The sequence below is a fragment of the Nocardia sp. CDC159 genome (assembly GCF_023740735.1).
Taxonomy (GTDB): Bacteria; Actinomycetota; Actinomycetes; order Mycobacteriales; family Mycobacteriaceae; genus Nocardia; species Nocardia pulmonis.
In genome coordinates, this window is sequence record NZ_JAMRXH010000016.1 from 95027 (window position 1) to 118251 (window position 23225).

The window sequence follows — 23225 nt, forward strand, 5'->3', positions numbered from 1 at the left end:
ATGACAATCGAGAATGTGGCCACCGACCCGAACGACCTGGGCAGGTATTTCATCGAGCGCGCCAACGCGGGCGATGTCGACGGACTGGTGGCGCTGTACGAGCCGGACGCCGTGCTGGCGTTCCCGCCCGGCAACCTCACGACCGGACATGCCCAGATCCGCGCGGTGTACGAGCAGTTCGTCGCGGCCGCACCGGTGCTCTCGCCGGGTAGGCAGCATCCGGCGCTGGTGAGCGGCGATCTGGCGCTGACCGCGTCCACGCTGACCACCGGCGAGGTGACCGTCGAGATCGCCCGTCGCCAACCGGACGGCTCCTGGCTGTGGGTCGTGGACCAACCGGCACTCGTGCCCTAATGGCTCGGGGATTGCGATGACCGGCATCGCGACCATCGGCGTCTACGGTTTCACGGCCGAAGCCTTCCTCGAAGAGCTCACCGGCGCTGGCGTGCGGCTCCTCCTCGACCTCCGCCAGCGCCGCGGCGTCCGGGGCCCCGACTACTCGTGGGCGAATTCGACCCGGCTGCAGCGCACACTCGCCGAGGCGGACATTGGCTACCGCCACATCAGGGAACTGGCACCGACAACCGACCTACGCCACCTCCAGTACCGCGAGGACGACCGCCAGGGCGTGGGTAAACGCAACCGAATCATGCTGGCTCCCCACTACATCGACCGCTACACCCGAGAAATTCTCGCCCCCTTCCCCCTTCCCGCCCTCATCGCCGAACTCCCGCCCGCCGCGACAACCGCTCTGTTCTGCGTCGAGCGCGACCCGGAGGCCTGCCACCGCTCTCTCGTAGCCGCGCGCATACACGCCGAACACGGCCTGCCGATCACAAACCTCCGCCCGTCCTGACCCATCCCCACGCCGCCTCGTTCCCCTGAGCCGCGTTAGCGCACAGCCGACCTGCCCTCGGCACCTGCGCCTTCCCTTGGAGGAGAAGTCGTTTCGCTTCCCTACGAAGCGAAGCCTTCAGTCCCCAGCTGGGCGAAAGGCTTCCGCTACCCGGCGCGCGAAAACCATTCCACCCCACCGAGCAAAGGCCCTTCGCTCTCCCGGCGAGCTAGAGCTCCGACTCCCCCGGGTGAGCGAAGCCTGTTCGTTTCCCTCGTGGGGCGGAGCCGCTTCGCTTCCCCGCCGAGCGGAACCTCTTCACTTCCCCCGCCGAGCGGAGTGAGGCGGGGTCAGGCGACCACGTTCACCAGGCGGCCCGGGACGACGATCACCTTGCGGGGCGCCTTCCCGTTCAGGAATTCCAGCAGCTTCTCGTCGGACAGGGCGGCGGCCTCCACCGCCTTCGGGTCGGCGTCGGCGGGGACGCTGACGCGGCTGCGGACCTTCCCGTTGACCTGGATGGGGTATTCGACCGAATCCTCCACCAGCAGAGCGGGATCCGCTTGCGGGAACGGGCCGTGGGCCAGGGCGGTGGTGTGGCCCAGGCGTTCCCACAGTTCCTCGGCGATGTGGGGAGCCATGGGGGCCAGCATCAGGATCAGCGGTTCGACCACCGAGCGGGGGGCGCCCTGGGGGTATTCCTTGGTCAGGTGGTTGGTCAGCTCGATCAGCTTGGCACCGGCGGTGTTGTCGCGCAGGGCCGCGTAATCGGCGTCGACGCCGTCGATGGTGCGGTGCAGCAGGCGCAGCGTGGCGTCGGCGGGGGCGGCGTCGGTGACCCGCAGGTCGCCGGACTCCTCGTCGACGACCAGCCGCCATACGCGCTGCAGGAAGCGGTGCGCGCCGACGACGTCCTTCGTCGCCCACGGGCGGGAGGTGTCCAGCGGGCCCATCGACATCTCGTAGAAGCGGAAGGTGTCCGCGCCGTACAGGTCGTACATCTCGTCCGGCGAGACGGCGTTCTTCAGCGACTTGCCGATCTTGCCGTACTCCTGGAAGACCTCGATCTCCACGCCGGATTCATTGGTCCAGAAGAACTTTCCGTCCCGCTCGACGACCTCGGCGGCGGGCACGTAGGTGCCGCGCTCGTCGGTGTAGGCGTAGCCCTGAATATAGCCCTGGTTGAACAGCCGCCGGTAGGGCTCGGAGCTGGACACATGGCCCAGATCGAACAGCACCTTCTGCCAGAACCGCGAGTACAGCAGATGCAGCACCGCGTGTTCGACGCCACCGACATACAGATCGACGCCACCCGGATCGCCCGCGCCGTGCTCGGCCGGGCGCGGGCCCAGCCAGTACCGCTCGTTCTCCGGCGCGGCCAGCGCCTCGGTATTCGTGGGATCGGTGTAACGCAGCTGGTACCAGGAGCTGCCCGCCCAGTTGGGCATCACGTTGGTGTCTCGGCGATAGGTCTTGGGTCCGTCGCCCAGATCCAGTTCGACCTCGACCCATTCGGTGGCCTTGGCCAGCGGCGGCGACGGCTCGGAGTCGGCGTCGTCGGGATCGAAGGTGACCGGCGCGAAGTCCTTGACCTCCGGAAGCTGCACCGGCAGCAGGGAATCCGGCAGGGCGTGCGGGCGGCCGTCGGCGTCGTAGACCACCGGGAACGGCTCACCCCAGTAGCGCTGGCGGGCGAACAGCCAGTCGCGCAGCTTGTACTGCACCGTGCCCCGGCCGTGGCCGTCGGCCTCCAGCCGCTCGATCACCTTCGTCTTCGCGGCCTCGACATCCAGGCCGTTCAGGTAGTCGGAATTGATCAGCGAGCCGTCGCCCCCGTACGCCGCCTGCGAAATGTCCCCACCGGCAACGACTTCCACGATCGGCAGCCCGAAGGCGGTGGCGAACTCCCAGTCGCGCTGATCGTGGCCCGGCACGGCCATGACCGCTCCGGTGCCGTAGCCGCTCAGCACGTAGTCGGCGATGAAGATCGGCAGCTGTTCGCCATTGACCGGATTGGTGGCGTAGGCGCCCAGGAAGACACCGGTCTTGTCCTTGTTCTCCTGACGCTCCAGATCCGATTTCGCGGTGATCGACTTGCGGTACGCCGCAACGGCTTCGGCCGGTGTGGGGGACTGGAAGGTCCAGTGCGGGTCGATACCCTCGGGCCACCGCGCGGCCACCAGGCGGTCCACCAGCTCGTGTTCCGGGGCCAGTACGACATACGTCGCGCCGAACAGGGTGTCGGGACGGGTGGTGAAGACCTCGATGGTCTCGCCGTCGGCAGCGAATCGCACCTGCGCGCCACGTGAGCGTCCGATCCAGTTGCGCTGCATGGCCTTCACGTTCTCCGGCCAGTCCAACAGGTCCAGATCGTCGACCAGCCGGTCGGCATAGGCGGTGATGCGCATCATCCACTGCCGCAGGCGCTTGCGGAACACCGGGAAGTTACCGCGCTCACTGCGGCCCTCGGCGGTGACCTCCTCGTTGGACAGCACCGTGCCCAGACCCGGGCACCAGTTGACCATCGAATCCGACAGGTACACCAGGCGATACGAGTCGAGCACCTCGTCGCGTTCGGCGGCGCTCAGTTCCGCCCACGCGCGCCCGTCCGGGGTTTTCCGGGCGCCGGAACCGAATTCGGCCTCCAGCTCGGCGATCGGGCGGGCCTTGCCGGCCGCGGTGTCGTACCAGGAGTTGTAGATCTGCAGGAAGATCCACTGCGTCCACTTGTAGAACTCGGGGTCGGTGGTCGCGAACGAGCGCCGTCGATCGTGGCCCAGGCCCAGCCGATCCAGCTGGCGGCGCATGTTGCTGATATTCGACTCGGTGGTCACCCGTGGATGCGCGCCGGTCTGCACGGCGTACTGTTCGGCGGGCAGACCGAAGGCGTCATAACCCAGGGCGTGCAGCACATTTCGCCCGTGCATGCGGTGGTAGCGGGCGAAGACGTCGGTCGCGATATAGCCCAGCGGATGGCCGACGTGCAGGCCCGCGCCCGACGGGTAGGGGAACATGTCCTGGATGAACAGCTTGTCGTCCGGGGTGTCACCGGCCAGCGGGCCGACCGGATTGGGCGCGAAGAAGGTGCCCCGCTCCTCCCAGGTCCGCTGCCACTTGCTCTCGATGCGCCCGGCCAGATAGGCGTTGTAGCGGTGTGCGGGGACGTCGCTGTCACCGGTCGCGACGGCACCGGTCGTTTCGGTTGCACGAGTGTCCTGCACGGTCCTGCCTTCGTTTGTGGCTTCATCCCCGGATAAAGGTCTTCACCAGGGTAAAGCGTGCCCATGTCGGGGCCCAAAAAGGGGCACCCGGGCGCGCCGGGTAGCGTGGCTGGGGTGTTCGTGGTGGCGCTGATCCTGTTCGTGCTGGCGGCTGTGGCCGTCGTCACCGGGGCACTCGGGCTGACCGGCTCACTGCCCCGCAACCGATTCTTCGGCGTGCATACCGAGGAGGCGTTGCGGACCGAGGAGACCTTCCGCGTCGCCAATCGGGTGGCCGCGCCCACCTCCGTCGGGGCCGGTGTGCTGCTCGCGGCCGGTGGCCTGATCGCGCTGGGGGCCGGGGGCCTCGCCGGAATCGCCGCCGCCGTGGTGGCCGCCGTGATCGCCCTGTTCACCCTCGGCGCCGGGGCCAACGCCGCCGCGCAGGCGATCGCGGGGCTCGCGCCCGCGCCGGAGATCGGCGGCTGCGGAAGCGCCTGCGGCGCCTGCTCGCTGCGCGACGCCTGCCAGCCCGCCAACTGAGATATGGCGGCGCCCGAGTTCACGGTCGGCTTCGACCTGGACATGACCCTGATCGATTCCCGGCCCGGCATTCGCGCCTGCTACCAGGCCCTGTCCGAGCGCACCGGGGTCTATATCGACTGCGATCTCACCGTGACCCGGCTCGGTCCCCCGCTGGAAATCGAGCTCGCGCACTGGTTTCCGGCCGAGCGGATCACCGCGATGACGGACCTGTATCGCGAGATGTACCCCACCCACGCCATCACCGGCACGGTCGCCATGCCCGGCGCGCGCGAGGCCGTCGCGGCCGTGCGGGCGGCCGGGGGCCGGGCCGTGGTCGTCACCGCCAAATTCGAGCCGAATGCCAAACTGCACCTCGAGCATCTGGGCATCGGCGCGGACGCGGTGATCGGGGATCTGTGGGCCGAGCGCAAGGCCGAGGCCCTGCGTGAGCACGGGGCGAGCGTGTACGTGGGCGATCACGTCGGCGACGTGCTGGGAGCGCGGACTGCGCAGGCCTATTCGGTCGCCGTCACGACCGGGCCGTGCGACGCCGACGAGCTGCGCGCGGCCGGGGCCGATGTGGTGCTGCCGGATTTGACGGCATTCCCGGACTGGCTGCGCGATTACCGCGCGGCCTGAGCGCACGGCGGGGGGTCGATGCCGCGGGAGAGCGGACGGCCCGCCGGATTGAGATATACGACGGTGAGCAGCAGCGGTTTCGTGCTGCTGTTACGGGCGAGATGGGCATGGTCCGGCCCCCTCGGCTCGCGGAAGATCCGCCAGGGACGGTAGATCACGGGCACGCAGTCGGTGCCCGGATGATCGAGCGCACTCCCGGTCACCAGCACGAACAGCGTGCCGTCGTGATAGTGCCAGCCACTGTCGCCGCCGGGTTCGATAATGGTCTGGCGCAATACCAATTCCCAGCGAGCGATCCGCAGCCGGACCAGTACGCGGCTGCGGGTGCGGGTCGCGGGCGGTGGGTTGGGGCGGAAGCCGCTGGGTTCGCCACGGGGGATCACGTGTCCATGATGCTCGCGGGAATCCCCGCCCGGCCCGCTGGGCGGACCGGACGGGGAACAAGTAGAAGTGGCGGGCGGAACGGGACGGGTGCTCCGCTTCTGAACACGCGGCGGGACGCGCCCCTCGCTATTGGTTGGCCTTGCGGCGGAACTGGCTGGTGGACCACAGGTAGCCGATCAGCGCGAAGGCGAGGGACCAGGCGATGGCGATGATCGCGTTGTTACCGATCTCCGAACCCATCAACAGGCCGCGCAGGGTTTCGGTGATCGGGGTGAAAGGCTGGAATTCGGCGAAGTGCCGCACCCCGTTGGGCATGGTGTCGGTCGGTACCAGGCCGCTGCCCAGCATGGGCAGGTACAGGATGATCGAGGGAGTATTGCTCGCGGCCTCCGGCGAGGACGCCGCCATCCCGAATCCCGCACCCAGCCAGCACAGGCCGAACAGCAGCAGCACGATCAGTCCGAACGCGGCCAGCCACTCGAGCAGGTTCGCGTGCGGCCGGAACCCGATCAGCAGCGCCACACCGAGGGTCAGGATCAGTCCGAGCAGGCCCTGGATCATGGTGCCGATCACCTGACCGCTGAGGAACGACGAATGCGCCACCGGCATGGCCCGGAACCGGTTGACGAAACCCTTCGTCATATCGGTGGCGATCGCGACCGCGACGGTGACGACCAGCATCGCCGGAACGATCAGCAGCAGGCCCGGGGTGATGTAGTCGATGTACTTGCCGCCGCCGATGCCCTTGCTCAACGCACCGCCGAAGACGTAGTTGAACAACAGCAGCAGGGCCACCGGCATGATGACGAGGTAACCGGTCATGCCGGGATATCGCTTGGCGTGCACCAGATTCCGGCGCAGCATGGTCCTGGTGTCGACCAGGGAATCGGTCATGATACTCATCGTGTGGTCTCCTTCTCGGGGACGGATTGGCCGGTGAGGCTGAGGAAGACGTCGTCGAGGTCGGGGGTGTGCACCACCAGTCCCTCGGGTTCGATACCGGCGGCGTCGAGCCGATCCAGTACGAAGCGAAGCGATTTCACGCCCCCGTCGCTGGGCACCGCCAGGGTGAGGTCCTCGACCTGCGCCATGCCGCCGAGCAGATCGGTCGCGATGTTCAGGGCACGGCGATCGGCCAGCGTGAGCCGGATGTGCCCGCCGGGAACCAGCCGCTTCAGCTCGTCGGGGGAGCCCTCGGCGACGAGGTGACCGTGATCGAGTACGGCGATGCGATGCGCCAGCTCGTCGGCCTCCTCGAGGTACTGCGTGGTGAGGAAGATGGTGATGCCCTCGGCGGCGAGGGTGCGGACGATATCCCACACCACCCGTCGGCTACGCGGATCGAGTCCGACGGTCGGTTCGTCGAGGAAGATGATGTGCGGACCACCGACCAGGGTCATGGCCAGATCCAGCCGCCGCGTCATACCGCCGGAGTAGCTGCTCGCGGGCTTGTCGGCCGCGTCGAGCAGATCGAATCGCCCGAGCAGTTCATCGGCCAGCCGACGACTCTCGCTGCGGGGCAGATGGTGCAGATCGCCCATGAGGATCAGGTTTTCGCGGCCGGTCAGCAATTCGTCGACCGCGGAGAACTGTCCGGTGACACCGATTGTCGCGCGCACCGAAGCGGGATCGGCGGTGACGTCGTGGCCACCGACGCGGATCTCGCCGCCGTCGGGGCGCAGCAGAGTCGACAGGATCTGCACGGTCGTGGTCTTCCCGGCGCCGTTGGGACCCAGCAGGGAGAAGATCGTTCCCCGGGGCACGGCGAGATCTATGCCGTCGAGTACGACGTGGTCGCCGAAGGATTTTCGCAGGCCGGTGACCGAGATGGCCGCGTCTGGATGGCGGGTGTGCATGGCTGTGCCTCTCATTAATGAATGGTTATTTATGCATGGGTGGACCGCGCCGTGACCGCGGCGTGAACGCGATCAAGGTCGGTGCGTATTCGGTTGGGCGCGGCCGCGTTGTGCGGCCGGATCAGATGTCGAGGTCCTCGATCTGCGGATGTTCGGCCAGATCGACGACGCGGGCGTAGAGGCTGTCGGGGATCCGGTCCTTCAGGTCGGTCACCGCGTCGAAGATGTCGAGGGAGAACTCACCCCAGTCCGGATCGCCGACGCCGAGCATCCGCCGCCAGTCGGTGAGCTCCTTGATCCAGTTCTTGTGTGTCTGGGTGGGATATTCCGACCACTTCGACACCTGGGTGTGCAGGACGAACTTGCCCTTGCGGCTGCGCCACACGCGGAGGTAGCGCCAATCCTTGTCGTTGATGTCGCGCCACTCGCCCAGCAAGGCCCCGGCGAAGCGGACCTGCCGGGCGCCGTTGCGGCCGACCCGCACGACCACCTCGTCGAAGCCCTCCTGTCGCCCCTCCTCGAGCTCGATGAATCGGCGTAGCGCCACTACGATCGCCCCGGACAGGTTGCCGCCGACCAGCTCTTGCGCCCGCTGGAACAGGGGCAGGTCGTCGTCGGATACATAGACCGTCTTGTTGGGCATGGCTCCACTATATGTAGACGTATACGTACATGGCAAGTGCGCATCGGAAAGTGATGAACCCTCGGCGCGCATGCCTCGTATCCCGGAAGAGAGCGGCCACGTCGGACGCGTGCCGCTTCCGGGCCCGGCAGAGAGGAGCGTCGATGCCGTCGCGGACGGTGGACTACCTGGTGCGGGCCGTGGCGGAGCTCGGCGTGCGGCACGTCTTCGGCGTCGACGGGGCCAATATCGAAGACCTCTACGATGCCCTGTTCGACGCTCCGAACGTGACCGGTGTGGTGGCCAAACACGAATTCTCGGCGGCCGCGATGGCCGACGGCTACGCCCGCTCCACCGCGGGGCTGGGCGTGGTCGCGGCGACCTCGGGTGGCGGGGCGATGAATCTCGTTGCCGGACTTGCCGAATCGTTCGCATCCCGGGTACCCGTACTGGCGCTGGTGGGCCAGGCGCCGACCGGCCTGGCGGGTAAGGGGGCGTTCCAGGATTCCAGCGGTCTGGCCGGAACATTCGACGCGGCAAGGCTTTTCGATCAGATCTCGTACTACTGCACCCGCGTGACCCACGCCGCCGACCTGCCCGCCCAGTTGGACCGCGCGGTGCGCGCGGCGCTGCGCGGCGGTCCGGCGGTACTGCTGCTGCCCAAGGACGTCCAGGAGGCGGTGATCGCGGCCGAGTCGTTCCGGCCGCCGCGCCCGGAATTCCGGTCCGACACGGCCGGACTCGCCCGCGTCCGCGCCGAACTGCGGGCGGCGCGGGCGTGCGGCAAGATCACGATCATCGCCGGCGATCAGGTGGCTCGCGACGACGCGCGGGCACAACTGTGCCGCCTGGCGGCCGTGCTGGAGGCCGCGGTCGGGGTCGCGCCCGACGCCAAGGACGTCTACGACCACGACGAGCCCGGATTCTGCGGGGTGGCCGGAAGTATGGGCCATCCGGAACTGGTCGACGCGGTGCGCGGGTCGGCGCTGTGCCTGCTGATCGGGACGAGGCTGCCGATCACCGCGCGCACCGGCCTGGACGAGGCGCTGACCCACCCGGTGCTCGCCGGGATCGGGGCCGAGCGCCCCTATCCGGACGGGCAGTACGCCATGACGACCGATCTGGCCGTCACCCTCGCCGCCCTGGCCGACGACCTGGGCGCGGACCACCCGGGCCCCGCCGCGCCGCCGCGTCCTCTCACGCCGCTGCCGGTCCCCGCCGCGGACGGGCCCGGTCTGCGCTATCGCGATATCGTCGAAATCCTCAATGCCGCACTGGAACCCGGGACCGATGTCTTCGCCGACGCGGGCAATACCGGTGCGGCGGTCGTCCATCATCTGCGCCTGCCGCGCGGGGGCCGCTTCGTGGTCGCCCTGGGGATGGGTGGGATGGGCTACGCGTTCGGCGCGGGTATCGGCTCGGCGTTCGCCCGGCGGCATCGTCCCGGCGGTGGCATGCGGCGCACCTTCGTGATCGCGGGCGACGGCGCGTTCTACATGCACGGCATGGAGATCCATACCGCACTCGAATACGAACTACCCGTGACATTCGTGGTGTGCAACAACAACGCGCACGCCATGTGCGTCACCCGCGAGCAGCTCTACTACGGAGATCGGTACAGCTTCAACCGCTTTCGTCCCGCCCATCCGGGTGCGGGCGTGGCGGCGATGTTTCCGGAGCTACCCGCGTATTCGCCCGGCGGCGCGGGCGAACTGGCCGCCGTCGTCCAGCGCTGTATCGAAGATACGGGCCCGTCGTTCATTTCGATCGACTGCGATCCGGACGAGATCCCGCCGTTCATCCCGTTCCTGTCCGCCCCGAGGAGGCATTCGTGACCACCAGCGCCCTGCCCGCGCTCAGCGACATTCCGGAAAAAGCGATTCCGGGTGTGTTGCGCATCGAGAATTCCGATCGCGAGGCGACCACGCCGATCATCATGGACATGCTGCGGTCGGTGTATCCGCACGACCAGATCTACGGTGAATTCTGTCCCGTGCAGTCCTATATCGATGCCCCGCCGCGCGAGTTGTACGAATACCTCGCCGATACCCGCTGCCTCGAGGAATGGACCTACAGCCTGCGCGGCTTCGTCGAAACCGATCGGCCCGGCCTGTGGCTGGCCTACGACCGGCTGGGGTCGGAGACCCGGATCTACACGCGCACGGTCGCCAATCCCGACGCGCTGACCGTGGACTACCACTGCGCCTGGGATCAGGGCGAGCACCTGTGGATGATCTACCTGATGCGGGTGGTGGACGCGCAGGTGGTCTTCGACAAGCCGGGTTCGGTGGTGCTGTGGATGAATTGCCACCACCCGTTCTACGAGCGAAACCCCTATCCCGAGGCCGCGCCGCCGAAACGGTCGGTCTGGGTCGGCGATTTCTGGGAGATGTTCTCGGCCGGGCACCAGCTGGAGCTGAACAATCTCAAGGCCATCGCCGAATACCGGGCCGCACACCGACTTCCGATCAAACCCGGCTGGATGCGGTGAGGCGTGCCATGGATCTCCCGGATTCGAGGTCGGCGCCGCCCCCGGTGAGCCTGGCCGACGTGGCCAGTTATCTTCCCGGCGAGCCGGTCGGCACCGAATACTTCACCCGATTCTCTCGCTCCGAGCGCATGGCCAAGAACGTGATGTTCCGCGCCCCGAAGGCGCGTCATCACGTCGATCGCGACGAGACGGCGGTCGACATGGTGGAGCGGGCGGTCGCCCCGCTCGTGGAACGTCATGGGCGCGAACTGCTTCCGGCCATCGATGTGCTGCTCACCCACACCCAGCTGCCGACCAATCCGGTCATGGGCTGCGGTCCGGAGGTGGCACGGCGGCTGGGCATGCGGCCCGGCTGGGTCTACGACGTGCACAACGGCGGCTGTGCGGCCTTCGTGCACATGATGCAGCTGGGCCGGATGATCCTGCGGACCACCGCGGCGCGCAGCGCACTGATCGCGGTCGTGCAGAACACCGCGGGTCCGGTGTTCACCCAGACCGAGATTCGCGGGCTGGCCCAGGCGCCGGTGCCCGGGGACGGCTGCGGTGTCGGGTTGCTGGTGAAGAACGACCGGGCCCCGATCCTGGACATCGAATGCCGCACCTATCCGGAATTCGCCGGGGATATGGATTTCGGCACCGGCTCCGAGCGCAAGTACTGGGAGCCCGGGGTCGGCCAGGCCTGCGTGACCTTCACCGAATCGAAGATCGCCAAGGTGTTCGCGCGGGGCAACCGGCTGGTGCCCGAGGTCGCGCTCGCGGTGTGCGAGCGGATCGGCGTCAAGGGCCGCGATATCGATACCTTCGTCACCAATCAGCCCAATCGGCTGTTCCTGCGCAATTGGCGCGACGCGTTGGAACTGCCCCCCGAACGGCATCCCGATTCCTTCGACGCCTGTGGGAATCTGTTCGCCGCGGGCATTCCGGTGACCCTGGACATCGAGAATCGGGCGGGGCGGCTGCGCAACGGCTCGGTGGTGCTGCTGGCCGCCTTCGCCCATGCCGGGGATTTCGCGGCCGCGGCGGCGGTGCGCTGGGGCGCGGCGGGATGAGCCGATCCTGGCGCACCGAGCCGATGTCCTCCTCCGCGACGGTGCGCTACGACCTGAGCTTGAGTGAAAACCCTTTTCCGCCTCTGCCGTCGGTGCTCCACGCGGTGCAGCGGGCGCTGGGGCGGGCCAATCGCTATCCGGAATTCTTGCCGCGGCGACTGCCCCGGATCATCGCCGCTCATCTCGGGGTACGGGCCGAGCAGGTGGCGGTCGGCGCCGGTGCGACCGGCGTCGTCCTGCAGATCATGCGGGCGCTGACCGATCCGGGCGGACGCATGGTGTGCGCCGCGCCCACCTTCGACGGCTATCCGATCCTGGCGGATATGGTCGGCATGGAAACCGTGGGTATTCCGTTGGATTCGTCGGGGCGGCAGGATCTGTGGGCGATGGCGCGGGCGGTGGATTCGCGCACCGCCCTGGTCGCGGTCTGCCGTCCGCACAATCCGACCGGCACGGTGGTGGCGGCCGGTGAGCTGAGGGCGTTCCTGTTCGGCATTCCGCGACGGGTGCCGGTCGTCCTGGACGAGGCCTACGTCGAATTCCTCGGCGCCACCGACACACTCGATCGGCACGAACTCATCGCCCGCTATCCGAATCTGTTGGTGGTGCGCACGTTCTCCAAGGCGTACGGTCTGGCCGGACTGCGGATCGGATACGCCTTCGGCGCCGAGGAACTGGTGCGGCGGGTGCTCCGGCTGCAGTTGCCGTTCGGTGTTCCGGAGACCGCCGTCGCGGCCGTGGCGGCCTCGTATGCGGCCGAAGCGGAACTGGCCGAACGCGTGCTGCGAATCGCGACCGAGCGTGAGCGGTTGCGAATCGCGCTGCGGCGCTGTGGCATTCGCGTCCCACGGGGTCGTGCGAACTTCCTGTACCTGCCTGGTCCCGGCATCGTGGACAGGCTCGCGCGCGCCGGTATCGCGGCCAAGGGCTATCCGGACGGCAGCGCGCGCATCGCGGTCGGTGATCCAGCCGCCGACGCCGCGGTCCGGCAGGCCCTCGGCGACCCCGATTCGCGTGGCCTCCGGCGCGTGGACAGCGGGCTTCGGTCGGTGACGGTACGAGATTCGGGCAACTGACGAATCTGTTCGGCACGTAGTTCCCGGTCGACTCAGAGCGTGGCGCGCAGGATCGTCGCGCCGCCGCCCGTGCGCACCTCGAGGGAGGCGATCTGATCGGGCGCCAGCTCGGTGGTCCGGGTCATGGTCAGGGCCTCGCCCGGACCGGCGGACCAGCCCATGAGCTTCGCGGAGCCGCCCGTCCGCGAGGTCGCCCAGAGTTCGAAGCCGGCCTGGTACGGCAGCCCGCCCGGGGCGTAGCGGCACGACATCTCCACGGTCGCCTTGCCGCCCGCGTCGATCACCTTGAAGCTGGCCGAAACCGGGGTCGCCGCCACCGGTTCCAGCTGTCGCTCGGCCACGATGTGCTGGGTCGCCGGGGAGGCGCTGTGCTGGGTGACCGTCGCGGTGATCGGAACCGCGATGATCACCGCCGCGGCCGCGGCGGCCACCGCACCGCCCACCGCCAGCAGACGGCCTCGCCGTCGTTGTGCGCGGGTTCGGTGCGCGAGTAGCGGGAGCAGATCCGGGGATTTCGTCGCGACCTCCGCGACCCGCGCGCCGTCCGGTTCCCCGCGGCTCGGATCCACCAGCGCCAGGGCGACTTCCGCGTCCACCCGGCCGAGCAGGCCCGGCAACCCGGCCAGCTCTCCGACCGCGTCACGGCAGCGGGGGCAGATGGCCAGATGCGCCTCGTACGCCAGGCGTTCGTTCCGCTCCAGCGTGCCGAGTACGTACGGCGCGTCCCACGTCGCGTACTCGTCATCGGTCATTTGGTCACCCCCATCTCCTGTAGTGCCGAGCGCAGGGCGCGCATGCCGTAGTGCAGCCGGGATTTCACGGTGCCCTCGGGGATGGCCAGTTCGGTCGCGATCTGCTGGGTCGACAGGCCGCGGTAGTACGCGCGCACGATCACATTGCGGTGATCGGTACTCAGTCGGGCCAGCGCGTCGGCGATCAACCAGCCGTCCAGGGCGCGGTCGGCCTGATCCGGGCTGGCCTGTTCGGGTGGGGAGTCGGTGCGGTACTCGCGTCGATGCCGAGCGCTGCGGTGCTCGTCGACGGCCATGTTGCGGGCCACGGTGAACAGCCACGCCCGCGCGGACGCCGCGGACTGATCGAGGATGTGCGGGCGCTGCCAGGCCCGCAGCAGCGTCTCCTGCACGATGTCCTCGGCCCGCCCGGAATCCCCGACGAGGCTGTAGGTGTATCGCCACAGGGCCGTCGCGTGTTCGTCGTAGAGCGCCCGCAGCAGCCGCGCCTGCGCCGGGTCCCCGTCGGTCCCGTCCGGAATCGGCGGGCCGATGAGAGACGGCCGGGTGTCGGCCCCGTCGCCGGGCGTCCCTGCTGAACCGGCCATGCGCTCACCTGGTCAGTCGGCGTCGGGATCGCGAGATACTGCCCACACCGGGTGGATACGTATCTCAGTTGCGTTCCAGTTCAATCGGATGTGTGGCCAGCAGCGACAGCGGTAACGGCTGGCGGCGCAGCACCTGCGCCCACAGGTCGGTGCGCCCAGCGATCGGGTCCGACGGCAGCGCCGAGAGCACTATCCAGTCGCCGCGTTCCAGCTCGCCCTCGAGCTGGCCGAAGGTCCAGCCCGCGTATCCGGCGAAGATGCGGATGCCCTCGACCAGCGGCGCGATCGCCTCCGGATCGGAGTCCAGGTCCAGCAGCGCCACCCGGCCGTCCACCCGGCGCAGGCCCGAGACGCGATCGATGGAGGTGCCGACCCGGACGGTGGCCAGGCACAGGGCCGCATCCCGTTTGACCGGTCCGCCCAGATACAGCGCGCGTGGCGGGGCGGCCAGTTCGGCCCAGCGCGGCAGCACGTCGTGGACGGCGGTGTCGCTGGGGCGGTTCAGCACCACCCCGAGGCTGCCCGCGTCGTTGTGCTCCACGATGTAGACGACGGTGCGCCGAAACGATGGCTCGACCAGATCGGTCGCCGAGACCAGCAGGGTGCCGGGCCGGACCGCTTGGTCCTCGTGCCGGAATTCGCGTCGCGAACGATCGCCGTGTTCCTCTGCGCGTGCCACCCCGCCATCATCGCATCGGAACAACCCCTATGCCGGTCAAGGTGTGTCCATTTACCGCGCATGCCGTCACGTTGTCCGACATCCCGGGGCGCTCAACGCGGTAGGCCGAATCTTTCACGGGCCCAATGCGGGACCAACGCGACATATTCCGGTCGCGATTCCACGAAATGATGAACCATCGGGCACAGCGGCAGAATCCCGAAGCCCTCCGCGCGGGTGTTGTCCAGCGCGGCCTGCACCAGTTTGCGGCCGTAACCCTGGCCTTCGTAGCGCGGATAGATCTCGGTGTGTACGAAGGCGCGCTCGCCCGCGGTCTCCTGATATTCCGCGGTACCGGCGAGATTGCCATCGATGTGCAACTCGAAGCGGTCGAGGGCGGCGTTGTTGCTGACTGTCAGGGCCTGTGGCACCCGCTGAGCCTAGAACGGGAAGGTTGCCGATTGTGGGTAAGTGGCCCGGGTTGTCGCGTTCGAGTTGTCACGCGAGAATGGCGCAGGTGCTGACACGACGGGTGTTTCGCCCGGGGGTAGGGGTGTTCGCCGCGTTGCTGAGCGCGCAACTGCTCACCGGGGTGCCCGCCGCGCACGCCGCGCCGGCGTTCGGTCCCTGTCCGGACGGCGCGGTGCCGTCCGGTCGCGGTGTCGAATGCGCGGTGGTCGCGGTGCCGCGCGACCACGGTTCGCCCACCGGGCCCCGAATAGAGTTGACGGTGAGTCGCGTTCGCGCCACCGAACAGCGGTGGGGAACGATATTCGCCAATCCGGGTGGACCCGGTGCGGACGCACTGGACTATTGGGTGCGGCCCGGCCTGGCATTTCCGGATGAGCTGAATGCGCATTACGACCGAATTGCGGTGCAGCCGCGCGGTATGCGCTGGTCCACACCACTGGAATGCGATTCCGGCGGCCGCGCCGTGACCCGGGCCGCCTGTGAGCGCGGTCGGCCCGGTTACCTGTCGACCATCACCACCGAGAACACCGCGCGCGATCTGGACGCGGTACGGGCGGCGCTCGGGCTGGAGCGCATCGGCTTTCTCGGCGTCTCCTACGGTACGTATCTGGGTGCGGTGTACGCCTCGCTGTTTCCGCGGCGGGTGGAGCGAATGGTGCTGGACTCCACGGTGAATCCGGCCTGGGTGTGGACCGAGCAATTCGCGCAGCAGCAACTGGCCGGGAAACAGCGGCTGGACGATTTGTTCGCCTGGATCGCGACCCGCGACGGCGACTATCACCTGGGCGCGACCCCGCTGCGGGTGTACCAGAACTGGGTGCGCCTGGTGGTCGCCCAGGGTGGCGGCTGGTACGCCAATCTGACCCCGCCGCCCGCGACCACCGCCGATATGTCCGCGACGCTGCCCGAGCCGCTGGCCGATATCGCCCGCGACGGTTTCAACGGCGGCCGCGACCAGATCGGCCGTTTGCAGAACCTGGCTCGCATCCTGGCCTCCGGCGGCGCGTCGGCCCAGGTGCCGCTGCTGTCCGCCACCGCCGTGGCCACCTACACCCGCGCCTTCTGGCCGAGCTTCGCCCGCGCCATGGCCGAGGCGGACGCGAACCCGAGCGACGCTCGCCTCGTGCGCGCCCTCGCGAGCGTGGCCGCGACCGACCCCACGGGCCGAAACGTCTTCGCCGCCATCACCTGCAACGAGAACGCCATCCCCGCCCGTCCCGAACTGATCGCCACCGCCGCCACCACGGTGGCCTCCGGCGGCAACGCCCTGAACGCCCGCGCCGACCTCATCCGCTCCGGCATAGCCTGCGACGACTGGCCCCCGTCCACCACCCCCGTCCCGATCACCGACCACGGCCTGCGCACCCCACCCCTGATCCTGCAAAGCCGCCACGACGCCCTGACCCCCTACGAAGGCGCCCCCACCCTGGCCGCCACCCTCCACGGCCACCTCATCACCATCGAAGGCGGTGACCACGGCACCTTCGCCCGCGGCAACCCCACCGTCGACCAAGCCGTCCTCACCTACCTCCGCACCGGCGAAACCCCGATAAGTCACGCGGATCAGGCCCCGCTGGATTGACAACCCCGCCGGGCGGTCGGAGTCGCGCCTATCCGGGCCGAGTGTGGCGTCGAATATCTGTTGTCGCTTCCGAATGGTGGCGATCGTTTCGGGCCGGACACGAGAGGAATGCGATTGTGAGGTCGGGTGTGCCGCGCATCGGCAGGATCGCAAGTGTGCTGATCGGAATGGCGGTCGCCGGTACGCTGGCGGTGCCCGGGGCGCTCGCCGGTGCGAGCCCGGCCGACGACGTCGGGAAGGTACAGAACGAGCTGTTGAACGACGCCGACTACTTCGAACGGGTGGGCAAGGTTGACAAGGCGCTCTGTAGTGAATCCGAGGCACTGCCCGACGATCTCGAGGGAGTGGGGCTTTCCGACGCGGGCATCAAGAAGTGGTGGGAAATATACGACATCTCACCGCTGCGCTTCGTCACCTCCCCGACGGACGAGGCGCTGAAGGTCACTTTCGCGAAGGGTCAGCCGTGGGCTCCCCCGGTGGGGCTAACCGAAGCGCAGCTGGGCAAGTACTACGCGCGCCAATTGTGCGACAACGCCGATGCCAGAGAGAAGTTCGTCTCGAACCTGAAGACCTACACCGAAAAGTACGGCACCAAACTCGACCCCGGCATCAAAGGCGAAGACGACATGAAGGAGGTCTTCCTCGACAAGCTGCGGAAGCAGGAAGCCCTGCTCACCAAGGAGGGTCTCTGCGAGTGCGAGCAATCCTGAGGTCCGGATAGGCCACGCGAGATGCCGACGTGGCGGGGTGGGCGGGAGGATGGGGAAATGCGGGTGGTGTTGGCGCCGGACAAGTTCAAGGGGTCGCTGGACGCGGGGGAGGTGGTGGCGGCGCTGGCGGCGGGGGTGGCGCGGGTGCGGCCGGAGGTCGGGGTGGTGCGGATGCCGGTTGCCGATGGTGGGGATGGGACCGTGGGGGCGTTCGTGGCGGCGGGGTGGGAGGCGGTGCGGGTTGGGGCGGTCGGGCCTACCGGGATGCCTGTCGAGGCGGTTTATGCGGTGCGGGGTGGGACCGCGGTGGTCGAATTGGCGGGTGTGGTCGGGCTGGCGAAATTGCCTGGGGGACGGGCGGAGCCGATGGGCTCGAGCACCTACGGGCTTGGGATGGTGATCGGCGATGCGCTCGATCGGGGGGTGCGGGATATCGTGCTGGGGGTTGGCGGGAGCGCGTCGACCGACGGTGGGGCGGGGATGTTGCAGGCGCTCGGGCTGCGGATTCTGGATGCCGCGGGGTGTGAATTGCCCAGGGGCGGAGCGGCGCTCGCGCGAGCCGATCGGATCGATCGGTCGGGCTTGCATCCCGCGCTGCGGGAGACGTCGATCGTGCTCGCCAGCGATGTGGACAATCCGCTGCTCGGAACGCGCGGCGCCGCGGCGATTTTCGGGCCGCAGAAGGGCGCCGATCCCGAGCAGTGCGCGATTCTCGATGCGGCGCTGGCGAATTGGGCGCGAGTGGTCGATCCGGAGGTGGCCGAGCGGCCGGGGGCGGGGGCGGCCGGTGGTACCGGCTTCGCGGCGATGGCGCTGCTGGGGGCCGTGGAACGGCCCGGGATCGAGGTGGTGCTGGAGCTGATCGACTTCGCCGCCGAGGTGCGCGGCGCGGATCTGGTCGTCACCGGTGAGGGCTCCTTCGACGAGCAGACCCTGCACGGCAAGGCTCCGATGGGCGTGTGCGCGGCGGCCCGGGCGGCGGGCGTGCCCGTCGTCGCCGTGGCGGGACGCTGCCTGCTCGACGAGAGCCGTTGGCGGGCCGCGGGTTTCGCCGATTGCTATGCGCTGTCCGAGCTGGAACCCGACCCGCGACGCTCGATGGTCGGGGCGGGTCCGCTGCTCGAACAGCTGGGCGCCCGCATTGCCCGCGAGCACCTGCGGTCCTGAATCAGGTGGTGGCCAGTATGCGCCCCGACAGCGTGTCGCGGTGCCGGTCGCCCCACTGCTCCAGCGGTTTCAGCGCCCGGTTGAGCTCCTCGCCGAGCGAGGTCAGCGAATACTCCACCCGGGGCGGCACCTCCGGGTAGATCTCCCGGCGCACCACACCGGCGGCCTCCAGATGTCGGAGGTTCTCGGTGAGCACCTTCTCGCTCACCCCTTCGAGCAGCGCGCGGATCTGCCCGAACCGCTGCGGCCCCTCGCCCAGTACCCACATCAGATGCAGCTTCCACTTGCCACCGACCACGTCGATGGCCACCGACATCCCGCACACGCCGTCGTGAACCGCGTCACTACCCGTCGTCACCGCGACCTCCTGACCGTATTTCGTACCTCTGGGTAAGCAACCACATCCGAAAGTGCGTTATTGCCGGACCCCCGATTTTTGCTGAACATCGCATATCGAAGTCGAACGAAATCGAAGGAGAACACAATGTCGGATCGATCCGTCACCGTCATCGGTCTCGGCCCCATGGGCCAGGCCATGGTCCGGGCCTTCCTGGACGCCGGTGTCGCGGTGACCGTGTGGAACCGCAGCGCCGACAAGGCCGAGGCGATGGCCGCCCTGGGCGCGATCCGCGCGACCACCCTCGCGGAGGCGCTCGACGCCAACGAGGTCATCGTGCTCAGCCTGACCCACTACGCCGCCATGTACGACGTGCTCGGCCAGGCCCTGGACCACCTGCCGGGCAAGGTGATCGCGAATCTGTCCTCGGACTCGCCGGAGAACGCACGTAAGGGCGCGGCCTGGGTGCGTTCGCATGGGGCGCAGTTCATTTCGGGCGGTTTCATGTCGGCCGGTGACAACATCGGCCACCCCGCGTCCTATCTGTTCTACAGCGGCCCCAAGGAGGTGTTCGAGGCCCACGCCGAACTGCTGCGGCCGCTGAGCCCGCAGGAGTACCTCGGCACCGACGACGGTCTGTCGCAGGTCTTCTACCAGGCGCTGCTGACCACCTTCCACCCCTGGCTGCTCGGGTGGTACCAGGCCCTGGCCCTGATCGAGCGCTCCGGCCACGACATCGATCAGTTCCTGCCCTATGCGCTGCGCTCGGCCGAGGCGTACCCGTTCTTCATGACCGAATACGCCGCGGCAACCAAGGCCGGCGGCTGGGGAGACGTGGCCTCGTACAAGATGATGGACGCCGGTGCCCAGCACATCATCGACGCCAGCGAGGAGGTCGGCGTGGACGCCTCGATCTCCCATGCGGCACAGGCGCTGTGGCGTCGGGGCGTCCAGGCCAACGAGGGCTCCGGCGAGCCGGTCACCCTGCACGCGTTGCTGCGCGGCGACCGGAAGTGACGGTGGCAAACGGTGATCAGGCCGATTCCGTCGCGGACCCCAGCCTGGGGAACGGGCGGGTCGAGAAGATCACCTCCACCGGCACCTCGAAATATTCCGAAATTCGAAGCGCCAGATGCAGGCTCGGGCTGTACTCACCGCGTTCCAGATAGCCGATGGTCTGGTAGTGCACCCCGAGCGCCTCGGCCAGCTGCCGCCGCGAGATGCCGCGCTCGGCGCGCAGCATCGCGATGCGGTTGTAGATGACCTCAGTAGGCACGCTGCATCGCCTTCTCGCGCCGGGCGGCGACGCTGGAACCGGATTCACGACGAGCCATGCGCCGCAACACGATCGGTGCGATGGCCAGCCCGAGAATCGTCCATACGCCCAGCACGCCGACCGTTTCCCAGTGCCGCCAGGAATGACCGAGTTCGACGACGGCCGCCTCGCCGGGCAGCAGCGCGGACCGCATGCCCAGACCCAGCCAGTAGATCGGGAACACCTGCGCGATGCCCTGCACCCAGCCGGGCATCGAGGTGATCGGGTAGAAGATGCCCGATATCGCGATCAGCCCCATGATCGGGAACGAGATGAAGCCGATCGAGCGCGGATTCTCGAAGACCGAACCGATGACCGCCCCGAGCGGCAGCGTCGCCAGCATGCCCAGTACGAACACCCAGACCAGCGTCGACCACGCGCCGGGCTGCGTGAGATCCAGGCCATCGAGGAAGAACAGGCCGAATGCCAGCGTGACCACCACCTGCACCAGGATCGTGCTGGTGGTCATGACGATCTTGCCGATCAGATAACCGATCATCCCGTTGGGCACGGCCTTGGCCCGCAACAGCGTGCCATCCTCGCGATCCACCGCCAGGAACTGCGCGATGCCGATCATGCCGCCGGAGGCGACCATCATGCCGAGCACACCCGGCAGGGCCAGCGCGCCCAGGCCGATCCCGGTCGCCTCGAAGTGACCGTTCCGCATGAGGAACAGGGCCACCAGAATCAGGACGGGCCAGAAGAATTGGACGAACAGATCCATGCCGTTGGTGAACTGCTGTTTGGTCTCGATCAGCCCGCGCGTCACCCCGGCACGGACCGCCACGGTCATCGGGTTCATCGGATCACCTCCTCCAGGGCGTGCACCTCGGTCTCGCCCTGACCGGATTCGAAGTGCTGTACCAGTGTCATGTACGTGTCCTCCAGCGAGGCCCGGCTCACCTCGAGGTCGCGGATCTGTTCGCCGTACTGCTGGAAGAGCTCGTAGACGAACTCGGTCGATTCGGTGGTGGTGTGCACGAACCGCTGACCGTCGCGGGTCCACTTCACCTCGGCCTCACCGGCGATCCGCCGCGACAGCTCGTCGGCGGAGCCGTTGGCGATGATGCGCCCACCGGCCAGGATCAGGATGCGGTCGGCGAGCTTCTCGGCCTCGTCCAGATCGTGGGTGGTGAGCAGGATGGTGGTCCGGTCGTCGTCGGCCAGGCGGTGGATCAGATCGTGGAATTCGCGGCGGGCCTGTGGGTCGAAGCCCGCGGTCGGCTCGTCCAGGAACAGCAGTTCGGGGCGGCCGACGATGCCGATCGCGACGTCGAGGCGACGACGCTGACCGCCGGAGAGAGTGCTGATCTTCTTGTCGGCCTGTTCGGTGAGGCCGACGGCGGCGATGAGTTCGTCGGTGTCCCAAGGCCTTCGGATGGTGTCGGTGGAATACGGCTGGTAGTAGGTGCCCAGATGGGCGAGCAATTCGCGGACCCGCCAGCGGCCGTGATCGCGCCAGGACTGCAGCACCACGCCGAGGCGCGCCCGCCACGTCTCGCGGCCGTGCGCCGGATCGGTCCCGAGCACCGAGACCTCCCCGGCCGAGCGCATGCGGAAGCCCTCCAGCACCTCGATCGTGGTGGTCTTACCCGCGCCGTTGGGGCCGAGCAGCACCAGCACCTCGCCGCTGTGGGCCTGAAAGGTCACATTCCGCAATACATCCCGCGTGCCGTATCGCATCCGCAGACCGCGGACGTCCAGCACGACGCTGTCTCCTACCGTCATCCTGCCCTCCGTAGTAGCCCCAGGATGCGATGTAGCATATCTACTACATTTTGGGACGAGCAAGGGAATTGTCGGCCTGCTCAGCCCCGCAGGCAGAGGAATTCGACCGCGGCCGCGTAGCCCTGAATGCCCATCCCGGCGATCACGGCCGTGGCGATGGGCGAGACATAGGAGTGGTGCCGGAACTCCTCGCGGGCATGCACATTCGAGATGTGCACCTCGACGATCGGGACCTCCGGAATCACCAGGGCGTCGGCCAGCGCCACGGAGGTGTGGGTGAGCCCACCCGGATTGATCACGATGGCGGACTCGTTCCCGCGCGCGGCGTGAATGCGATCGATCAGCGCCCCTTCGGAATTCGATTGGAAGGCCACGATCTCCCGATCGAAACGGGCGGCCGTCCGGCGGCACAGCTCGACGACGTCGCCGAGGGTCTCCGAGCCGTACACCTCGGGCTGGCGGGTGCCGAGCATATTCAGATTCGGGCCGTTGAGCACGAGGATCGGTGCCATGCCCCGAATCTAGTCGCTCGGCGCCGGATCACAGCCCGCGCGGGCCCTCCGCGCGCAGATCGTCGACCTTGCGCATGGCCGCGCGCAGTTCCTCGAGCCATTCCTCGGCGTGCTTACCGGCCAGCTTCACCGTCCAGGCCAGCGCATCCGCGCGGGAGCGCGCCACGCCCGCGTCCACCAGCGTGTCGAGCACCTTGCGTTCGGGCTGGCGCAGCCGGGTCATGACCGGAACGGCCAGATGGGTGAACAGCACGCGCTCCTCGCCGACCGCTACGCCCCAGGCGACGCTGCGGCCGTAGCGGGCCTGCGCCTCCTGGGCGATCTGCATGCGGGCCGGGCGGGTGGACTCGCGGAATCGCGCGACGAGTCCGTCGCGGGTGGCCTTGGGCACCGCACCCGTGGGCGGTTCGGCGTCGGCGGGTTGTTCGGCGTCCACCGGCCCGGTGGGCAGGGGCAACTGGCCGATGACGACGATCTCGTCCCGATCGATCTCGACGGTCGGCGGTCCGGCGAACCAGTCGGCGGGCAATCTTCCGGCGAACCAGTCCGCGGCATCGGCGGCATCGGGTAGGTCGGCCTGCTGCCAGCCGCCGGGGCGGCCGAATCCGCGGCCGCGGTATCCGTGCTTCATGGGTATACCTCGCTTGCTTCTGCAAGAGTTGTTTCAATGATTACAAGATTACGTCGAAATACGACGCACGGGTTGCGCTCAGGGAGAACGACGTCGAG

General features: G+C 68.3%; 27 protein-coding genes. 12 read left to right on the plus strand and 15 right to left on the minus strand.

The annotated features are described in order from the left end of the window. On the plus strand, window positions 1-354 hold the full coding sequence (locus NDR87_RS28885) for a nuclear transport factor 2 family protein (protein ID WP_251916704.1): 354 nt from the start codon (window positions 1-3) through the stop codon (window positions 352-354). A 16-nt stretch (window positions 355-370) separates the two neighbouring features. Beyond that, window positions 371-856 carry a DUF488 domain-containing protein gene (locus NDR87_RS28890; protein ID WP_251916701.1) on the plus strand — a complete coding sequence of 162 codons (486 nt, stop codon included), beginning with the start codon at window positions 371-373 and terminating at the stop codon, window positions 854-856. Between the two features lie 329 nt (window positions 857-1185). Here the strand turns inward: NDR87_RS28890 and leuS are convergent, their stop codons facing one another. Continuing rightward, window positions 1186-4056: a leucine--tRNA ligase gene (leuS, locus tag NDR87_RS28895; RefSeq protein WP_251916679.1), complete on the minus strand. Its 2871-nt coding sequence runs from the start codon at window positions 4054-4056 to the stop codon at window positions 1186-1188. 63 nt (window positions 4057-4119) lie between these two features. Between leuS and NDR87_RS28900 the strand changes: the two genes are divergently transcribed. Together NDR87_RS28900 and NDR87_RS28905 are read left to right on the plus strand one after the other, a co-directional pair. Beyond that, complete coding sequence (locus NDR87_RS28900; RefSeq protein WP_251916677.1) at window positions 4120-4578, plus strand: SdpI family protein; 459 nt, start codon at window positions 4120-4122, stop codon at window positions 4576-4578. 3 nt (window positions 4579-4581) lie between these two features. Then, complete coding sequence (locus NDR87_RS28905) at window positions 4582-5199, plus strand: HAD family hydrolase (RefSeq protein WP_251916675.1); 618 nt, start codon at window positions 4582-4584, stop codon at window positions 5197-5199. Here NDR87_RS28905 and NDR87_RS28910 read toward each other — a convergent pair. The 4 genes from NDR87_RS28910 to NDR87_RS28925 all read right to left on the minus strand — a co-directional run bounded on the left by NDR87_RS28910 (window position 5184) and on the right by NDR87_RS28925 (window position 8082). Further along, window positions 5184-5582, minus strand: coding sequence for a cupin domain-containing protein (locus tag NDR87_RS28910; RefSeq protein WP_251916673.1), 399 nt, complete (start codon window positions 5580-5582; stop codon window positions 5184-5186). The genes NDR87_RS28905 and NDR87_RS28910 overlap by 16 nt on opposite strands. Window positions 5583-5709: 127 nt before the next feature. Further along, a complete protein-coding gene (locus tag NDR87_RS28915; RefSeq protein WP_251916672.1) occupies window positions 5710-6486 on the minus strand; it encodes an ABC transporter permease in 777 nt (258 codons plus the stop codon). Beyond that, window positions 6483-7439 (minus strand): ATP-binding cassette domain-containing protein, encoded by a 957-nt coding sequence (locus NDR87_RS28920; protein WP_372494325.1) that lies wholly within the window; start codon window positions 7437-7439, stop codon window positions 6483-6485. Before NDR87_RS28920 ends, NDR87_RS28915 begins: the two co-directional genes overlap by 4 nt. 121 nt (window positions 7440-7560) lie before the next feature. Further along, complete coding sequence (locus NDR87_RS28925; protein ID WP_251916668.1) at window positions 7561-8082, minus strand: EXLDI protein; 522 nt, start codon at window positions 8080-8082, stop codon at window positions 7561-7563. A gap of 143 nt (window positions 8083-8225) precedes the next feature. On the opposite strand from NDR87_RS28925, the gene NDR87_RS28930 reads away from it, so the two are divergent. Genes NDR87_RS28930 through NDR87_RS28945 form a run of 4 tightly spaced genes read left to right on the plus strand, consistent with a single transcriptional unit; the run spans window position 8226 to window position 12677 of the window. Beyond that, window positions 8226-9896: a thiamine pyrophosphate-binding protein gene (locus NDR87_RS28930; RefSeq protein ID WP_251916666.1), complete on the plus strand. Its 1671-nt coding sequence runs from the start codon at window positions 8226-8228 to the stop codon at window positions 9894-9896. Continuing rightward, window positions 9893-10552, plus strand: coding sequence for an SRPBCC family protein (locus NDR87_RS28935; RefSeq protein WP_251916664.1), 660 nt, complete (start codon window positions 9893-9895; stop codon window positions 10550-10552). Before NDR87_RS28930 ends, NDR87_RS28935 begins: the two co-directional genes overlap by 4 nt. An 8-nt stretch (window positions 10553-10560) precedes the next feature. Then, complete coding sequence (locus NDR87_RS28940; RefSeq protein ID WP_251916662.1) at window positions 10561-11601, plus strand: 3-oxoacyl-ACP synthase III family protein; 1041 nt, start codon at window positions 10561-10563, stop codon at window positions 11599-11601. Next, entirely contained in the window at window positions 11598-12677 is a 1080-nt protein-coding gene (locus NDR87_RS28945) for a histidinol-phosphate transaminase (RefSeq protein WP_251916660.1), read from the plus strand. The genes NDR87_RS28940 and NDR87_RS28945 overlap by 4 nt, the downstream gene beginning before the upstream one ends. 32 nt (window positions 12678-12709) lie before the next feature. Here the strand turns inward: NDR87_RS28945 and NDR87_RS28950 are convergent, their stop codons facing one another. The 4 genes from NDR87_RS28950 to NDR87_RS28965 form a co-directional block, all read right to left on the minus strand. Then, window positions 12710-13429 carry an anti-sigma factor gene (locus tag NDR87_RS28950; protein ID WP_251916658.1) on the minus strand — a complete coding sequence of 240 codons (720 nt, stop codon included), beginning with the start codon at window positions 13427-13429 and terminating at the stop codon, window positions 12710-12712. Then, window positions 13426-14016: a sigma-70 family RNA polymerase sigma factor gene (locus NDR87_RS28955; protein ID WP_251916655.1), complete on the minus strand. Its 591-nt coding sequence runs from the start codon at window positions 14014-14016 to the stop codon at window positions 13426-13428. Before NDR87_RS28955 ends, NDR87_RS28950 begins: the two co-directional genes overlap by 4 nt. A gap of 64 nt (window positions 14017-14080) precedes the next feature. Beyond that, complete coding sequence (locus NDR87_RS28960; protein WP_308212161.1) at window positions 14081-14695, minus strand: YqgE/AlgH family protein; 615 nt, start codon at window positions 14693-14695, stop codon at window positions 14081-14083. A gap of 92 nt (window positions 14696-14787) precedes the next feature. Further along, window positions 14788-15105: a GNAT family N-acetyltransferase gene (locus tag NDR87_RS28965; protein WP_251916653.1), complete on the minus strand. Its 318-nt coding sequence runs from the start codon at window positions 15103-15105 to the stop codon at window positions 14788-14790. Between the two features lie 86 nt (window positions 15106-15191). Between NDR87_RS28965 and NDR87_RS28970 the strand changes: the two genes are divergently transcribed. The 3 genes from NDR87_RS28970 to NDR87_RS28980 all read left to right on the plus strand — a co-directional run bounded on the left by NDR87_RS28970 (window position 15192) and on the right by NDR87_RS28980 (window position 18604). Then, on the plus strand, window positions 15192-16727 hold the full coding sequence (locus tag NDR87_RS28970) for an alpha/beta hydrolase (RefSeq protein ID WP_251916651.1): 1536 nt from the start codon (window positions 15192-15194) through the stop codon (window positions 16725-16727). Window positions 16728-16882: 155 nt separating this feature from the next. After that, complete coding sequence (locus tag NDR87_RS28975; RefSeq protein WP_251916649.1) at window positions 16883-17437, plus strand: hypothetical protein; 555 nt, start codon at window positions 16883-16885, stop codon at window positions 17435-17437. Window positions 17438-17494: 57 nt separating this feature from the next. After that, window positions 17495-18604 (plus strand): glycerate kinase, encoded by a 1110-nt coding sequence (locus NDR87_RS28980; protein ID WP_251916647.1) that lies wholly within the window; start codon window positions 17495-17497, stop codon window positions 18602-18604. A 1-nt stretch (window position 18605) separates the two neighbouring features. Here the strand turns inward: NDR87_RS28980 and NDR87_RS28985 are convergent, their stop codons facing one another. Then, window positions 18606-18920 (minus strand): helix-turn-helix domain-containing protein, encoded by a 315-nt coding sequence (locus NDR87_RS28985; RefSeq protein WP_251916873.1) that lies wholly within the window; start codon window positions 18918-18920, stop codon window positions 18606-18608. A gap of 129 nt (window positions 18921-19049) precedes the next feature. On the opposite strand from NDR87_RS28985, the gene NDR87_RS28990 reads away from it, so the two are divergent. Further along, the gene (locus tag NDR87_RS28990; protein WP_308212164.1) at window positions 19050-19958 is read left to right on the plus strand and encodes an NAD(P)-binding domain-containing protein; all 909 of its coding nucleotides are present in this window, start codon (window positions 19050-19052) and stop codon (window positions 19956-19958) included. A gap of 16 nt (window positions 19959-19974) precedes the next feature. On the opposite strand, the gene NDR87_RS28995 is transcribed toward NDR87_RS28990, so the two are convergent. The 5 genes from NDR87_RS28995 to NDR87_RS29015 form a co-directional block, all read right to left on the minus strand. Continuing rightward, on the minus strand, window positions 19975-20217 hold the full coding sequence (locus tag NDR87_RS28995) for a helix-turn-helix transcriptional regulator (RefSeq protein ID WP_251916643.1): 243 nt from the start codon (window positions 20215-20217) through the stop codon (window positions 19975-19977). After that, a complete protein-coding gene (locus NDR87_RS29000; protein WP_251916641.1) occupies window positions 20207-21058 on the minus strand; it encodes an ABC transporter permease in 852 nt (283 codons plus the stop codon). The genes NDR87_RS28995 and NDR87_RS29000 overlap by 11 nt, the downstream gene beginning before the upstream one ends. Then, window positions 21055-21984, minus strand: coding sequence for an ABC transporter ATP-binding protein (locus NDR87_RS29005; RefSeq protein ID WP_251916638.1), 930 nt, complete (start codon window positions 21982-21984; stop codon window positions 21055-21057). Before NDR87_RS29005 ends, NDR87_RS29000 begins: the two co-directional genes overlap by 4 nt. An 80-nt stretch (window positions 21985-22064) precedes the next feature. Further along, a complete protein-coding gene (gene aroQ / locus NDR87_RS29010) occupies window positions 22065-22496 on the minus strand; it encodes a type II 3-dehydroquinate dehydratase (RefSeq protein WP_251916635.1) in 432 nt (143 codons plus the stop codon). 28 nt (window positions 22497-22524) lie between these two features. Beyond that, complete coding sequence (locus tag NDR87_RS29015) at window positions 22525-23127, minus strand: hypothetical protein (RefSeq protein ID WP_251916632.1); 603 nt, start codon at window positions 23125-23127, stop codon at window positions 22525-22527. Window positions 23128-23225: the final 98 nt, after the last annotated feature.